This is a genomic window from Actinoplanes sp. ATCC 53533, assembly GCF_003947245.1.
The window spans coordinates 166,671-182,141 of record NZ_QHHV01000028.1 but is presented as its reverse complement, the minus strand read 5'-3'; the positions used below and the strand labels follow the sequence as shown (position 1 = coordinate 182,141).

The 15,471-nt window shown below is 69.1% G+C and carries 15 protein-coding genes; 7 read left to right on the top strand and 8 right to left on the bottom strand.

The window, feature by feature from the left end; translation table 11 throughout:
* Positions 1–16 precede the first annotated feature (16 nt).
* Complete coding sequence (locus DMB66_RS11135) at positions 17–325, top strand: hypothetical protein (protein ID WP_125803967.1); 309 nt, start codon at positions 17–19, stop codon at positions 323–325.
* 918 nt (positions 326–1,243) lie between these two features.
* On the opposite strand, the gene DMB66_RS11125 is transcribed toward DMB66_RS11135, so the two are convergent.
* Positions 1,244–1,672: a protease complex subunit PrcB family protein gene (locus tag DMB66_RS11125; protein WP_125803965.1), complete on the bottom strand. Its 429-nt coding sequence runs from the start codon at positions 1,670–1,672 to the stop codon at positions 1,244–1,246.
* A 287-nt stretch (positions 1,673–1,959) separates the two neighbouring features.
* Positions 1,960–2,877 (bottom strand): acyltransferase domain-containing protein, encoded by a 918-nt coding sequence (locus tag DMB66_RS11120; protein WP_125803964.1) that lies wholly within the window; start codon positions 2,875–2,877, stop codon positions 1,960–1,962.
* A gap of 167 nt (positions 2,878–3,044) precedes the next feature.
* Between DMB66_RS11120 and DMB66_RS11115 the strand changes: the two genes are divergently transcribed.
* Positions 3,045–3,479 (top strand): hypothetical protein, encoded by a 435-nt coding sequence (locus tag DMB66_RS11115; protein WP_125803963.1) that lies wholly within the window; start codon positions 3,045–3,047, stop codon positions 3,477–3,479.
* A 91-nt stretch (positions 3,480–3,570) separates the two neighbouring features.
* Here DMB66_RS11115 and DMB66_RS11110 read toward each other — a convergent pair whose 3' ends face one another.
* The 3 genes from DMB66_RS11110 to DMB66_RS11100 form a co-directional block, all read right to left on the bottom strand.
* Entirely contained in the window at positions 3,571–5,250 is a 1,680-nt protein-coding gene (locus tag DMB66_RS11110) for a PAS domain-containing protein (protein WP_233624471.1), read from the bottom strand.
* Between the two features lie 98 nt (positions 5,251–5,348).
* On the bottom strand, positions 5,349–5,681 hold the full coding sequence (locus DMB66_RS11105) for a hypothetical protein (protein WP_125803962.1): 333 nt from the start codon (positions 5,679–5,681) through the stop codon (positions 5,349–5,351).
* 198 nt (positions 5,682–5,879) lie between these two features.
* Positions 5,880–6,785 carry a LysR family transcriptional regulator gene (locus tag DMB66_RS11100; protein WP_125803961.1) on the bottom strand — a complete coding sequence of 302 codons (906 nt, stop codon included), beginning with the start codon at positions 6,783–6,785 and terminating at the stop codon, positions 5,880–5,882.
* Between the two features lie 66 nt (positions 6,786–6,851).
* Here DMB66_RS11100 and DMB66_RS11095 point away from each other — a divergent pair, with 66 nt between their 5' ends.
* The 5 genes from DMB66_RS11095 to DMB66_RS11075 all read left to right on the top strand — a co-directional run bounded on the left by DMB66_RS11095 (position 6,852) and on the right by DMB66_RS11075 (position 11,844).
* The gene (locus DMB66_RS11095; protein ID WP_125803960.1) at positions 6,852–7,637 is read left to right on the top strand and encodes an inositol monophosphatase family protein; all 786 of its coding nucleotides are present in this window, start codon (positions 6,852–6,854) and stop codon (positions 7,635–7,637) included.
* Positions 7,637–8,251 (top strand): NAD(P)-dependent oxidoreductase, encoded by a 615-nt coding sequence (locus tag DMB66_RS11090; protein WP_125803959.1) that lies wholly within the window; start codon positions 7,637–7,639, stop codon positions 8,249–8,251. The genes DMB66_RS11095 and DMB66_RS11090 overlap by 1 nt, the downstream gene beginning before the upstream one ends.
* A gap of 112 nt (positions 8,252–8,363) precedes the next feature.
* The gene (locus DMB66_RS11085; RefSeq protein WP_125803958.1) at positions 8,364–8,768 is read left to right on the top strand and encodes a hypothetical protein; all 405 of its coding nucleotides are present in this window, start codon (positions 8,364–8,366) and stop codon (positions 8,766–8,768) included.
* 186 nt (positions 8,769–8,954) lie between these two features.
* Positions 8,955–9,539, top strand: coding sequence for a TetR/AcrR family transcriptional regulator (locus DMB66_RS11080; RefSeq protein ID WP_199752232.1), 585 nt, complete (start codon positions 8,955–8,957; stop codon positions 9,537–9,539).
* Between the two features lie 58 nt (positions 9,540–9,597).
* Entirely contained in the window at positions 9,598–11,844 is a 2,247-nt protein-coding gene (locus DMB66_RS11075; RefSeq protein WP_125803957.1) for a molybdopterin-dependent oxidoreductase, read from the top strand.
* 25 nt (positions 11,845–11,869) lie between these two features.
* Here DMB66_RS11075 and DMB66_RS11070 read toward each other — a convergent pair whose 3' ends face one another.
* The 3 genes from DMB66_RS11070 to DMB66_RS11060 all read right to left on the bottom strand — a co-directional run bounded on the left by DMB66_RS11070 (position 11,870) and on the right by DMB66_RS11060 (position 15,466).
* Complete coding sequence (locus tag DMB66_RS11070; protein ID WP_199752230.1) at positions 11,870–12,415, bottom strand: DoxX family protein; 546 nt, start codon at positions 12,413–12,415, stop codon at positions 11,870–11,872.
* 275 nt (positions 12,416–12,690) lie between these two features.
* Complete coding sequence (locus DMB66_RS11065; RefSeq protein WP_125803955.1) at positions 12,691–14,046, bottom strand: carboxyl transferase domain-containing protein; 1,356 nt, start codon at positions 14,044–14,046, stop codon at positions 12,691–12,693.
* The gene (locus tag DMB66_RS11060) at positions 14,039–15,466 is read right to left on the bottom strand and encodes an acyl-CoA synthetase (RefSeq protein ID WP_125803954.1); all 1,428 of its coding nucleotides are present in this window, start codon (positions 15,464–15,466) and stop codon (positions 14,039–14,041) included. The genes DMB66_RS11065 and DMB66_RS11060 overlap by 8 nt, the downstream gene beginning before the upstream one ends.
* Positions 15,467–15,471 lie beyond the last annotated feature (5 nt).

Here is a 15,471-nt window from a genome sequence, read left to right as displayed (position 1 = left end):
ACTGAGAATCATTGACATGTACGCGTTCATCCGAGCAGGTACGCGGCGGCGCCCAGGCTGCTTCCTGGGCGCCGCCTTACTCCGATCCTGGCAGGAAGGGAATTTCGTGACCCTACATGCGCGCGGTCAGAAGCACATCCGCCAAGTGGGGCAACAACCGGACGCCAAGCGGCCGCAGCTCATCACGCTCCGCAGATTCGTCATCGTGATGATCTCCCTGTTGGCGGCGGCGGCCGTATGGCGACGAACGGGAAATGACGCTGTTCTCACGGTTGTAGCGGTACCGCTGGTCTACAACGCACTGGATCGGTGGATCAGTGACTAGCTCGCACGGGCCCGCCTTTCAAGTCAGCCCTCGCGTTAACCTCATCTCCGACACCCCCGCGCGACCAGTCGACCCTGCAGTCTCAAGGCGAAGTGGCCGCCAGCAACCTATTAAGAGGCAGTGGTCTATTGAGATTGATTTCCGCAAAGACGAGAAGACCAATGCGTGGCTGCAATCCGCGTCTCTTCCTGGACGACAATCAACCGAGCATGACGATCGCACCTGTCTGCGAATCCCGGTAAAGGCAACAGATGTGAACGGCGCAGCCAATAGGGCCTATCGGATAATAGCCGATGCGGCAGCACACTTGTCGGCGCCCAACATCATAACCATGAGAATTCGGCCTGTTGGAGAAACAAGCTATCTTCCTGAACTGGTTGGCCTGTCGGAGATATCGACGATTCTAGGCGTGTCGCGACAGCGGGCCGCCCAGCTCGCGCGTAAGGTCGGCTTTCCCTATCCAGTGGCGGAGCTCGCCATGGGTCCTGTTTACGTCCGCCACGATGTAGAGGACTATGCCCGTGACCACAGCAGACCTGTTCACCGCCTGACGCCAAGAAGAGGGATCGTCATGCATTGACCGACCTCGGTCGAGCCGTATTGCAAATATCCCCGGTTCTCCGGCAACCTGCTGGAGAACCGGGGATATTTGCAATACGGCCAAGATGACTTCCTTAAAAGGCTATATCAATCGTATCGATTCGCCTTTGTCGGACCCGATGAGACCAAAAGGTCTGTGCATTGATCTGCCGCGAGGCGATCGTTGCCGGAGTCGACTGCGGCTCCTGTGGTCGCTCTACGGCCGTGCCGATGACAGCCATCCGGGCCAGGCAAGCTGTCAGTGGTCGATGCCGTCCGGATCGGCAGCCGCCGGTGCAACGGCTCGCCGGGTGATCCGGGCAGCAGGAGACTGCGCGCTCAATATTCGGTCGCTTCACAGTCCTGGTAGGCGATGCGCATGACCATCTCGGCCATACCGGCGTGGGCAGGCACTGCCACAGCATGGAACGGATGGGTGATGCCACGCGTCGTCGCGCAGTTGGAGCCGGGCCGGATCTCCCACACCAGGACCCTGATCAGGCCGCCAACAACCACGATCCCATCGATCCAGACGAAATATCCGCCGTTCGAACGCAGCCCGAGCGCGACGGCAACGAACATCTCAGTCTGCCAGTCCACTGCCAGCACCGGCGGCTCGGATGGTTGGCCAGAGGACGATTGCGCCCACACTCGGGTCCAATCGTCCGCATCGCGTACGACGTGCAGACCCTTCGAAAGATTCCGGTCCGGCCACGAAAGGTTGTCGACGGTACGGAACGGAAGCACCCTGGCAGCCGACTCGACCATCAGGTCACTGTACCGGCGCCCGCGACGGTCGGAACACTCCCGAACGGCCGCCTGCTGATCCGCTCACTGGGTATCGCCCGCGCCCCGGAGGCGCACCGGATCTGCCGCCGACCATGCGCGCGACTTGCTCAATCGGCGGTCACGCTCGAGTGCTGACCTCCGAACCGGGTCGGCGTGCTGAACTGCGGAGAAGAGTGCACCCGATCTTGGGCCTTGGTGGCGGCGCAATCGCGATCTGCGTGGGGTGGCCCGAGCCTTCGGCGCATGCCGACGTGCTCCGGGCCTGGTCAGAAAGTCATCCAACCAGTGCGTGCATGCCAGTTCCGTCCGGAGCGTAGGTGAGTCACGTACGCCCTTTGAAGGGACGTTTGTTGCGGAAGGTCTGCGAGCAGGCTCGCGGTCACCGGAGGATTCTGGCTCGGTCGACCGAAGATGTACACCAGCATGTCGCCGTCTGCGCGATTTTGATCGAGGGACGTGAGCGGCTTTAGCTGGAAACGGTGGAGAAAGCGCACGATGTTCGACCGCTCGGGAAGGTATTCGGTGAGCTGGGGGTCGAGTAGCCAAGAGTGGCACGTGAAATGCGAGACCGGTTCGTCAGGGAAATGACGCGGGAAGAACTTACGGGCAAGATCGAACGATTCGTCACAGGACCGTGGGAACAGCGAACCACCGGACGGGATGTGCACGTTCAGCAGAAATCCGGTCGCTCCGTCTGGGCGCTCGCCGCGGGTACGGTCGTAGTCAAGTCGGCCGAGCCGGTACTCGGCTCCGCGAAACGTCAACGGTGGGCACCACTGTTGGAATCCCCCGCTACCACCGAGCCCGTGCACGGTTCGGTGTTCAGCCATCATGGGCCCCACGCTCGACAACGTCTCCCAGGAGCGTTGATGATCGATGCCTCGCTCGGCGTGGTAGCGGAGTGTCTCCGGGAGGATGGCAAGATAGAGCCACACGTAGAGATGAAGCGCGACTGGGCCAGCGTCAATGGACATCGCCGGGAAACCGCGGTATCCGCTCGCCGAGTCAAGCCCTGAACCGATACTCGACCTCAAGTCGTGATAACACCGCTCAAGGTGCTGCCACAAATCGGGATGCTCCTGCGGATGAGGTCGAGCCGACAGCGTCTCGTCTCGGTCTTCAGGCGACGCACCCAGCATCTCCAACAAACGCGCCGCTTCGTCGTTCGAGGGAAGTTCAAGCATGTACCCAACGTACGGCGTCCGCTCGCCACCCCCGAGAAGGTCGACACGGAAGAGCTCGGGCGACAGCCACGGGCGCACCATTCCTGACAGTGACCGGAACACCTCGTGACGGGCCTGGTGGCCGTAGGCTCAGCTCGTGCGTTGGGGTAGGAGCAGGGAGGGTCCTCGTGTCCGACTCGAATAACGAGCCGTCCCTGCCGCTCGCCCGCCGGCTCGCGGTCGAACTCGACGGCGCCGCCGAGACCGAGATCAGCCGAACCGATTTCGGCTTGATCGTGCGGGTGACGCCGCATCGTACCGGTGCGCGTCCGATCGAGTGGATCGACTTCAGGGACGAGATCATCGTGCAGGTCGGCGATATCGGTGGTCGGTGGGAACTGGCCGCGGAAGCCGCCGATCTCGCGTTCATGCAGGACCTGGTCATGTCGGTAGCCGCCGGTCGGGTATCAGAAGTCTTCGCGTATCGACGTTCTCGCGTCACGGTGACGCTTCGGGACGGGTCCGCGGAGGTCGAGACCGGATACGACGGGCTGGCCGCCTGCCTGCCGCTTCCACTATGGCCGCGATGGTCACGGAGCACGCGGTATCTTCCATACCGCTAACCGCACTCTTGGCGGTGCCGATTGCCAGCTTCCCGGCTGCACCGGTATCCGGCGCTTCGCCATGTTCCGGGTGATGGTCGAAGGGTCGGCGTTAGTAGCGGAACTTGTGCCGGGCGCTGCGCCGGTTCACCCGGCCCGGTAACTCGTCCAGGTTGTCGCGTTGGGGCAGCTGCTCGTCCGGCCCACGGCCCTGGGTGATTTCCCGCATGGTCACTACAAAACCTTGGACCAAGCGGTCCTCGCGCAGGTCGCGGTACGTGGCTTCGACCAGCACCTGGCTGTGGTCAGCCCGCAACAGCGAGCAGAACACCACGCCGTCGCCGGAGCTGCGGAAGGCCTGACGTAGCTGGTTGCCGTCGTCCGGATGCACCAGATCGTCGAGTGTGGCCAGCGGCGGAAGGTCGTCGGCGCCGAGCAGCTCGCGCAGCGAGGGACTGGCGTACCGGATGCGCAGATCCTCCTCGATCACCACCATGATGTCCGCGCTGTTCCGGATCACCGCGCGCAGATAGAGGTCACTGTCGCGGCGGCCGACCGCCTCCACCAGGGAGATGCGATCCAGCGCGAGCGCCGCTTGGGCGGCCAGCACCTCGAGGGTGTCGCGAGTGGCGGTGAGGGTGTCCCGGCGCCCCACCAGGATCAGGGCTCCGCCGCTGGGTCGGGCGACGGCGAGCGGTTCCAGCCAGAGCGGACAGACCAGTGTGGCGTGGTCGTGGTCGTGGTCCACGTCCTCGATCCACCAGCTGCGGGGCGGTGAGCCGGCCTCGGGGTCGGGCATCGCTTCGAGCGTGAGCTGGCGGTCGTCGATGGCGAAGACGGTGCTGCGGATAGCGCCCGGTGGCATGAGCTTGGCGACCGCGGCTCGGACAGCCCCGTCCACGGCCGGTGTGTCGGCGGCGGCGACCAGCGCGGCGCTCGCCTGCCGCAAGCCGCGCTCACGCGTCAAGGCGTGGCCGTTCAGGGTCACCGAGTCGGTAAGCCGCGTGATGGTCAGGAGAAGTGTGATCGCCCCGGCCACCGCGATCACCACGCCGTCGCCGACCGTGCCGTGGACCGCCTCGATCAGCAGAACGACCGGCGGGGTGGCGACGGAGATGCCCAGCAGCGCCGCCCAGCGCACGCGCCACGGGCTCGCCCGCGGCGTCGCGGGCTCGGTGAGCCTGACCATCGACGGGTGCAGCGCGGCGGCGCCCCAGGCAAGGTAGAGCACCACGAACCCGGACTCGCTCAGCCGGCCCGGCCACAACGGCTGCAAGATGTCACTGACCAGAACGCCCACCGCACCGATGACCAGCAGCGCGGCCGAGAGGTTCCGGCCGACGGCGACCAGCACACGGGCGACAACCGCGAGGAGCAGCAGGGCTCCGATGACGTACGCCCCGGAGATGTTCCCGATCCGGCCCGCATCGCCGATGACGAACACCCAGACCACCAGCAGCGTCGAACACGCGAACGCGAGCAGGTCGATGAGCCGTGCCCGGTCGACGAGAATCGCACCGACGCGGGTCAGCTGCAGCAGACTCCAGGTGACCAGCACGAACATGGCGTAGAAGCAGACATCGGCGACGCCGGGCCGGTTCAACGCGGTCAACACGTCGCCGGCGGCGCTCGCCACGATGGCGCCGGCGAGCAGCAGCCAGGCTCCGGTCCGGGCGGGTCGGTGACGCCGGACGCCGTAGACGATGGCGGCCGCGCTACCGATTCCCAGCACAATCCATTCCATGGCCCTCAGCACGCCTAACTTGTACCAGTGGCGTTGCTGTGTGTCCACGTCGCTATATACGTAGCGTTATGACTTGGATCATCCGCACACAACACGGAGAGCGACTCGATGAGTAGGCCCCGGGCGTGCAGCCTCAGCTGAAGACTTCAGCGGTTGACGGACAGCCTCGCGGCCAGGCCGCCGCCGCCGACCGCCCAGCAGCCCGCCGCACGTCGGCAGTCGACACCGAGCATGAGCTTGTCGTCGAAGCGCGGAATCTTGACGTTCTTGAGGACGTGCCAGCTGCGGCCACCGTCCTCAGTGCCGGCGAGGCGGAACCGCCCGCCGACGGGATCGCTCACCGCGATGCCCCTGCGGTGGTCAAAGAAGGCTACACAGGCGTAGAAGGCGCTGGGGTCCGCGTCCTCGAAGACGACGTGCCAGGTGACGCCGCCGTCGGCGGTGCGGTAGATCTGCGACGGCGGCTCGATTGCCAGCACGATCGCGTGATCGCCGTCGGTTGCCTCGACGTCCCGGAAGACCTCCGCGGCGCCATCGGGTGGAGTGACGTTCTGCCAGGTCCGTCCGCCGTCTGTCGTGCTTACGACGCTGCCGTCGTTCGGATGGTCAACTTCCCCGCCCCTGGCGGCCCAGGCGGGGGATCGGAGCACCGAACAGGGCCGCGTTCATCAGTGAATCTACGTGCCGAGAATCGTTCTCAGCGCCTCCCGGGTCTGATCACGGAGCCACGCGTGGCCGGCGTCGGTGTCGTACCGCTGGTGCCAGTTGCACACGACGGGCACCGGCGGCAGCTCCGGCAGTTCCGGCAGCGGCTCGGTTGTCAGCCCGAACGCCGCGATCAGCGATCGGCAGATCACCTCCGGCGCGGTCAGGACGGCGTCGCTGCGGCTCGCGACGTGCAGGGCGCTCGCGGTGGTGCCGACCGCCGCCACCACGTGGCGACGCAGGCCGTGCGAGGCGAGCAGCTCGTCCACTGGGTCGCTCAACCGGCCGCGGCGCGAGACGAGCAGGTGCGGTTGAGCCGCGTACGCCTCGAGGTCCAGGCGCCCGGCGTACGGGTGATCTCTGCGCAGCACGACGACGAACCGGTCGTAGCCGAGGGTTTCGGTCCGGAACTCCGGCAGCTCGGGGGAGGCCGCGCCGATCTCGAGGTCCACCCGGCCGTGCCGCAGGTCGTCGGTGTCGACCGCCGCCTCGGTCAGGAACCTCAGCCGTACGCCCGGGGCCCGCTCGGCGATCGAGGCCAGCAGCGGCAGCGCGAGCGCCGTGGTCAGCGCGTCGTGGCACTGCAGCGTGAAGGTGCGCTCCAGGGTCGCCAGGTCCAGCTCGCGGATCGGGGCCAGCACGGCGTTCGCTTGCTGAAGGAGTTTGCTCACCTGCTCCCGGATCGCCAGGGCGTACGGGGTGGGTGTCATGGTCCGGCCGGTCCGCACGAGGATGTCGTCGCCGGTCAGCTTTCGGATCCGGCCGAGCGAGCGGCTCACCGCGGGCGACGACAGGTGCAGCCGGTTCGCGGCACCCATCACGCTGCCCTCCGTCAGCAGGGCGTCCAGCACCGTCAGCAGGTTCAGGTCCAGTTGCATGGTGGTAAACCTTAACTTACAAAGAGTGCATTGGACTTATCCTCTGCGGCGGCCGAGGGTTAGGTCATGACCAACGAGCTCATCTTCACCACCACAGCCCTCGTCCGCGAAGCGGGCGCCCGCCTGCTTCGCCTGTACTCACCGGACAACCGCGCCGCCACCAAGGACGACCTCTTCGCCGGCCTGCGGCGCAACGACGCCGCCGTCGCCGACCTGCTGCGGCCCGGCCTGCTCGCGGCTCTGCCCGGTTCCGGTTGGGAGGAGGACGAGCACGCCACCGGTCCGATGACCGCCGGCGACCAGTGGGTCGTCGACCCGGTCGGCGGCAATCTCAACCTCGTGAACGGCATGACCGACTGGAACATCGGCGTCGCCCTGGTCCGCGATGGTCGTCCCGACTTCACGGTGCTCTACTCGCCCGGGTCCGACGAGATGTTCACCGCCACCGACGGCGGTGGCGCGTTCCTCAACGGCGGGCGCCTGGCGGTTTCCGCCAAGACCGATCTCGCCGTCGCCCTGACCGGGACCGGCCAGGCCCGGCCCGGCGGCTCGGCGGTCGTGGCTCAGCGCGTCGGTGCCTCGATCACCGCGATGCTGCAGACCGCCCTGTACGTCCGCTCGTCGGTGCCGGTGGGACACCAGCTCTCCCAGGTGGCCGCCGGCCGGATGGACGTGCACTGGCAGTTCGAGAACGTGCGCTCGCACATCGGCCCGGTGCTGCTGGTCCGGGAAGCCGGCGGCACCGTGACCGACTTCGACGGCAAGCCGTGGGAGCTCACCAGCGCCGGCTACGTGGCCGCCGCGCCCGGTGTGCACGCCGCCGCCCTCGAGGTCCTGCGGAGCACGCTCTGATGCGGATCGCAGTGCTCGGAGCCACCGGCGCCACCGGAAGGTTGATGGTCACCGCGGCGCTCGACCGGGGCCTGCCGGTCACGGCCTTGGCCCGCCATCCCGAACGTGTGCCCGTCCTGCCCGGACTCACGGCGGTCGCCGCCGACGTGCACGACCCGGAGTCGATCGCCCACGCGGTCGCGGGATGTGACGTGCTGCTGTCCGGACTGGGCGCCACCAAAGGCTTAACCGCCGGCACCCTCACCGCCGGCGCCCGGGCCGTGGTCGCGTCCGGCATCGACCGGAGCATCTGGCTCGGGGCGCTGGGGACAGGCCCGTCGGCCGCCGCCGCCGGGATGCTGACCAGGACCATGCTCGGGGTCTTCCTGAGAAACGAGCTGCCGGACAAGGTGGAGGCTGACGCGACGATCATCGCCGCGGGTGGCACCGTCTTCCACCTCGGTCCGATGAACGACGGCCCGGTCTCCCCGGCCCGGCGCACCCTGACGGTGGACCTGGCCCCGAAGCGGCTGTTTCCGGGCGCGGTGAGCCGGGCAACCGCGGCGGCGGCGATGGTGGAGGAGGCCGTGCGGGAGCAGTTCGGCGGGCAGACGGTCACCGTAGTCAGCGGCTGAGTGGACGCACCGTCGCCCGGGGTCACTTCCACCCCGCGTCGCCCGTTCCGCACCGGGACGCCTAGGTTTAGTCGGTCTTCGATGGATCGCACCAAACGGAAGGAACTCCGCCATGCTCGGTTCCCAGCGCGCGTTCGGTCTCGCGGCCTGCGCCGCGGCCTTCGCCGCCGTGGTCCTGCCCTCGTCGGCCGCCTCCGCGGACACAGTGGAGTCGCCGATCGGCACGGTCACCGCGGGGCAGTACCTCGGCATCTACTGCGACGACCTCGGCGCGCACGTTCGGGTCACGGTCAGCGGAGGGCTCGCCAGCGCGTCATACACCGCGACCGGCAGCGGGTTCTGGGCGCCGACCACCACCTTCGTCACCGACGCCGCCGGTGCCGGCCTGACCGACCTGCACAGTGTCAACATCCCCGGCGGCAACGGGGTGGGGACCGCCGTCATCACCGTCACCGCGGCCGGCACCACGGTCTCGGTGCCGGCGGCGATCAACTGCCCGGGCAACAAGGGCGACTGACCTCCGGCCTGATCCGCTGGCCATCCGGCCCGGCCCGGGTTTCTCGGCCGGGCCGGGGGAGGCCGCCTGCGGCGCCTTCTATGTTCTATGGCTTGTGCCATAAATTACCGGCGAGTAGCATCCGGTCGTGGATATGGGCGAGCGGCGCGAGGCCGCGCACCGTCCCGCCGCGAGTGGGGTGGGTCGGTGAGCCCGCGCCGGGGCGAGAGCCGCGAGCGCATGGTGCTCAGCGCTGCGGCGCTGCTGCGCGAGTACGGGGCGAACGCGACCAGCATCGACCGGGTCCTCGCGCACAGCGGAGCACCGCGCGGCTCGGTCTACCACCACTTCCCCGGCGGGCGCGCGCAGCTGATCGAGGAAGCGGTGGCACTCGCCGGCGCCTTCATCTCCGGCCTGATCGAGACCGCCACGCGGGCCGACGATCCCCTGGAAGCCGTCGACGCCTTCTTCGCGTTGTGGCGCGAACGCCTGATCAGCAGCGAGTTCCGCGCCGGCTGCCCGATCGTGGCGGTAGCGGTGGAGACCAACGACGACGCCCCGCAACTGATCCGTTCCGCGGCTGAGGTCTTCGCCCGATGGCGCGACGCGCTCGGCGCCATGTTCGTCCGCCACGGGTTGCCACCGGAGCGGTCCCGGCGGCTGGCCGGTTTCATCATCGCCGCGATCGAGGGCGCGGTGATCATGTGCCGCGCCGAGCAGAGCATCAGCCCGCTGGAAGCGGCCGGTGCCGAGATCCATGACCTGCTGGTGCACGCGCTGCGAGACCGATGAACGCGGGCGCCGGACGAGGTCGAGCCCCGCGCCCGGCCCTTAGCGAGGAGGAAAGCCGATGACCACCCGGCCCGAGGAATCCTGGCACAAGAGCGCCTGCATCCTGTGCGAGAACAACTGCGGCATCCAGATCCAGCGGGACGGGCGCCGGTTCGTCAAGATCCGCGGCGACAAGGACCACGTCGCCACCGGCGGATACACCTGCAACAAGGCGCTGCGTCTCGACCACTACCAGAACGGCGGCGACCGGCTGACGACACCGTTGCGCCGCGAAGCCGACGGCAGCCACACCGCGATCGACTGGGACACCGCCATCGCCGAGATCGCCGAGCGGCTCGCGACCGTGCGCGACACCCACGGCGGCAAGACGATCTTCTTCTACGGCGGTGGCGGGCAGGGTAACCACCTCGGCGGCGCCTACAGCGGCTCACTCATGCGTGCCCTGGGCGCCGGCTACCGCTCCAACCCGCTCGCTCAGGAGAAGACCGGCGAGGGATGGGTCGACGCGCACCTGACCGGCGGCCACACCACCGGCGACTTCGAACACGCCGAGGTGTCGATCTTCCTGGGCAAGAATCCGTGGCAGTCCCACGGCGTTCCCCGCGCCCGCACCGTGCTCAAGGAGATCGCCAAGGATCCCGCCCGCAGCATGATCGTCATCGATCCGGTGCGCACCGAGACGGCGGATCTGGCCGACATCCATCTGCGGGTCCGTCCCGGCACCGACGCCTGGTGCCTGTCCGGCATCCTCGGCACCATCGTCCAGGAAGACCTCGTCGACCACGCCTTCCTGGAGGCACACACCACCGGAGCCGACACCGTGCTGCGGCAGCTGGCCGACGTGGACGTCGCCCGCTGCGCCGAGGTGTGCGGCCTGGACGAGGAGCTGCTGCGCGCCGCTGCCCGGCGCATCGGCGCCGCCGGCAGCGTGTCGACCTACGAGGACCTCGGCGTGCAGCAGAGCCCCAACAGCACCCTCGTGTCCTACCTGAACAAGCTCAGCTGGCTGCTGACCGGTAACTTCGGCAAACCCGGCGCCATGCAACCGCACTCCTGGATCGCACCGCTCGCCACCTACGACACCCGCACCCGCCACACCCCGGTCACCGCCGCCCGCATGCCCGGCGGGCTGGTGCCCTGCAACGTCATCGCCGACGAGATCCTCACCGACCATCCGTCCCGCTTCCGAGCCATGATCATCGAGTCGGCCAACCCGGCCCATTCGCTGGCCGACTCCGCCTCGTTCCGCGCCGCCCTCGCCGCCCTGGACCTCGTTGTCGTCATCGACGTGGCGCTGACCGAAACCGGCCGGCACGCCGACTACGTGCTGCCCGCCTCCTCCCAGTTCGAGAAGTGGGAAGCCACGTTCTTCACCTTCGAGTTTCCCCGCAACACCTTCCACCTGCGCGCCCCGGTCCTCGACCCGCTGCCCGGCACCCTGCCCGAGCCCGAGATCTACGCCCGGCTGATCCGGCGGCTCGGCGTCGTCCCACGCACCCGGCTCGGCCTGCTGCGCGGCGCCGCCAGGCTCGGGCGCACCCCGTTCAAACTCGCGTTCGCCGCCCTCGCCGCAGCCGACAAGCGCACCCTCGCCCTCGCTCCGTACCTGCTCTACGAAACCCTGGGCCCGACCCTGCCGGACGGCGCCCGCTCCGCCGCCGTCCTGTGGGCGCTCGCCCAGCGCATCGCCAGGCAGCACCCGAAGGCGATCCGCCGAGCCGGCCACACCAGCGCCGACACACTCTTCGACGCCATGCTCACCGCCCGATCCGGCATGACCTTCACGCAGGACGAGCCCGCCGACGCCTGGCGCTACGTTCCCCACCCCGAACGCCGCATCCCGCTGCCCATCCCCGAACTCCTCGACCTGCTCGCCGGCCTCGACCAGACCACCGCGGTGCACACCAGCGACGAATTCCCCTTCATCCTCGCCGCCGGGCAGCGCCGGGCCTTCACCGCGAACACCATCTTCCGCGACGCCGGCTGGCGACTGCGGGACCGCGGCGGCGCCCTGCGGATCAACCCCGACGACGCCCAGCGACTCGGCCTGGACAACGGCGCACCCGCCCAGATCACCACCCTGCGCGGCACAGCCCGGGCGACCATCGAGATCGACGACCGACTGCAACCGGGAAACGCCGCGCTGCCCAACGGCTTCGGCCTCGACCTGACCACCGACACCGGCACCACCACGCGCACCGGCGTCGCACTCAACGACCTCACCGACCGGCAATGGCGCGACCCCATCGCCGGCACCCCGTGGCACAAACACGTACCCGCCCGCATCGAACCACTCCCGAGCTGAGACCTTGGGTAGCCCGTGCGGGTTACTACTCGTGGATCCAGCCACGCTCGACTGCCTGCTCGTGCATGACGGCTTCGGCCGCGGGCAGCGTCAGGAACGAAACGGCATACAGGGCAGCGAGGAGCCCGATCGAGACGGCCCAGGCGCGGGGGCGGGTTTCGGGCCGCTCGGCACCATCCTGTCGAGCGTCGGCAGGGCGGTATCGACGCAGCCGCGTCCCCGCCAGGCGGCGATCAGCTGGCCTGAGCATCCACGACGCGGTGGCGAACACCCCGAACATCAGCGGCGGCCCCCACGAACTGACACCGTCGCCGATTGCCAGATGCGACACCGCGGCACCCGACCACAGCAAAAGGGCACCCGCGTACGCCCATTCCTTGATCAGTGGGAATCGCGGTACGACGATCGCCACGGCTGCGGCGGCCTGCCACCCACCGAGAATGTAGGTGAGGAAGTGCGGGTATCCCAGGTGTCGCAACTGAATCTCAACCCATTCGAGCGGCACCAGGTTCCACACCGACCCGGCAGCCAACTCGAAGACGACGACGAACGTGGTGACCCAGAAGACCACGGGTCGGATCCGGCTCCGGCTCTGGACCGTTTGGTTCGTTTGGGTGTGCATCCATCCCTCCTCGTTGAACGATCATGCGCACGTCCTGATCGCACTGGGCATCGCCGCTATCGGCTGATCCGACGCGGACGCGCCAACGCGGTCAGCTGTACGGGGGGCGGTCACGCCTTCAAGACACCTCCGAACGCCCGGACGTGACACACGGCGATGTGACCTGCGTCATGATCTGCGTGCGGAGGGGTGGGTCGCGGTTGCCCGACAGGGCCAGGCGGCGCTTACTGCCGGGCGGATCCCGTGGTGTCGCGCGGCTGGCGATCAAGCGTGGCGCGCTCGGCGATTCCCCGGGCGACCCCGAGTTCGACCAGGTCCTGCGGTCGCAGCCGCAATCGTTCGGTGGTCGCTCTGACCTCGGACGGCGGCTGCTTGAGGATGGCCGCGGCCGCCTCGGGGGAGATCACCGCGAAGTAGCTGTCCGGCGTGACCCACATCCGGCCCGGCGCGGCGAATGCGAGAGCGCCGCCGGAGCCGCCCTCGCCGATCAGCATCGTGGTCACCGGCAGGGTGGCCGACGCGATCGCGGCGAACATCTCCGCGATGGCGGCCCCGGCGCCGGCCCGCTCGGCTTCCGGGTCGTTGGCCGCGCCCGGCGTGTCGACCAGGGTCAGCACCGGGATGCCCAGTCGGTCGGCCAGCCGGACCAGCCGTGCCGCGGTGCGGAACCCGGCGGGCCGCGTCGCCGTTCCGCATTGCGCGGCGTAGGCGACGGTGCCGCCGTCGCGGTGGCCGAACCCGCAGAGCACTCCGGGGTCGACGCCGCCACCCCGGTCGCCGTTGATCGGTTCGCGCCAGTCGAAGCACTCGTCGAGGTAGGCCTGTGCGCGCGGGCGATGCGGTGCGCGTGCGCGTCGCACCGCGTCCCAGCCGGTCTCGGGCAGCGTCGCGGAGCCCAGCGCGACCGGCACGACGGCGGGCGCCGCCGAGGGCGTGGTGAGCAGCCGCAGCCAGCGTGCCAGCCGGTCCTTCAGCTCAGGGTGGGACACGACCTGGTCGACCTGCCCCGCCGCGAGCTGCTCCGCGACGGTGTACCCGGGTGGACGCACCCGCGATCCGGCGAAGCCGACCTGCGCGCCGTCCAGGCCGATGATGACGTCCGCGCCGGCACCGAGGGTGGCCCAGCCGCCCCCGGTCGCCGGGTCGCGCAGCACGGCGATGTGGGGCAGCCCCGCGGCGCGGGTGAGGGCGAGCTGACGGGCGACGCGTTGCAGTTGGGTCAGCGCCGGGGTGCCCTCTTGCATCCGGCTGCCGCCGGTCGCGATCAACGACACCACCGGCACGGCGAGCTCGCGGGCCCTGGTGAACGCCTGCTCGATCCGCCGACCGGTCCGGGTGCCGAGCGAGCCACCCAGGAAGCCGAACTCGAAGGCCACCAGGACGGCCGTGACGCCGCCGATGTCGGCCACGCCGCAGACGACCGACTCGCCTTCGCCGGTGCGATCGCGCGCGCGTGCCAGCGCCTCGTCGTAGCCGGGCCAGCCGAGCGGTCCGTCCACCGCGGACGATTCACCCTGGTCGGGCAGTTCGGTGAACGACGTGGCCACCTGGCTGATCACGGCGCGCGCGGGCTCACGCACGGAGCGCCCGCTTCATGACCTTGCCCATCTCGTTGCGTGGCAGGGACTCGACGAAACGCACGACCCTGGGGCGCTTGTGCGGGGTGAGCAGCCGTGCGACGTGGTCGGCGAGCTCGCGTTCCTCCGGCGGCGCGCCGACGGGCACGATCCAGGCCACGATCCGCTCGCCGAGGTCGTCGTCCGGCTCGCCGGTCACCGCCACCTCCGCTACGGCCGGGTGCTCCAGCAGCGCGTTCTCGATCTCGCCCGCGCCGATCTTGTATCCACCGCTCTTGATGATGTCGGTCGCTTTTCGGCCGACGATCCGGTAGTGGCCGTCGGGGTCGCGGGTGCCGACGTCGCCGGTGCGGAACCAGCCGTCGGCGAACGCCTCCGCGGTGGCGTCGGGCCGGTTGAGATATTCGGTGAAGAGGTTCGGTCCGCGGACCTGGATCTCGCCTACCACATCGGACTGCTGGATCGGCGCGCCGTTGTCGTCGACGAGCCGGACCTCGACTCCCGGCAGCGGGACGCCGACGGAGCCGGGCTTACGGTCGCCGTCCGCGCGATTGCTGGTGTTCATGAGCGTCTCGGTCATGCCGTACCGCTCCACGACCCGCTTACCGGTCGCCGCGGCGATGCGCTCGTGGTCGGCCACCGGCAGCGCCGCCGAGCCCGACACGAGCAGCCGTGCCTGCCGCAGCGCCGCGACGAGCTCCGGGTTGCCGTCCACCTCGGCCGCGATGCGGTGGTACATCGTCGGCACGCCGAACAGCATGGTGCCCCCGTCCGCGAGCGCCCGCGCCACGAGCCCGGTGGAGAACTTGCCGAGGTGGTGCAGCGTGCCGCCGAGGCGCAGCGGACCGAGCACACCCAGGATGAGCCCGTGCACGTGGAACAGCGGCAGCGCGTGCACCAGCACGTCGTCCCCGGTCCACTGCCACGCCTGGGCCACCGCATCCAATGTGGACATGACTGCCCGGTGCGGCAGCACGACGCCCTTGGGCGCTCCCGTGGTGCCCGAGGTATAGACGATCAACGCGGGTGCCTCGGCGCCCGGCTCCGGCAGCGGTCCGGCGTCTCCGGCGTCTCCGGCGTCTCCGGCGTCGAGCGTGACATCCCAGCGGGGCACCGGCCGCAGACCTTCCGGCAGCGGCGTGCCGGGAGCCGCGAGCACGCCGGCCGGTGCGCTGTCCGCCACGATGTGCCCGAGCTCCCGTTCCCCGGTCTTCGGGTTGACCGGGACGGCGGGCACCCCGGCGAGCAGCGCGGCCACGACCGCCACGCACGTCTCGATGGTCGGCGTCGCCCAGACCGCCACCCGAGGCTGCCCGACCAGCTGCTGTGCCAGGGCTCCCGCGCAGGACGCCAGCTCGGCGTGGGTGAGGGTGCGGTCGCCGAAGCGGAGCGCGACGCGGTTCGGATGTGATGCGGGAAGCAAAACGG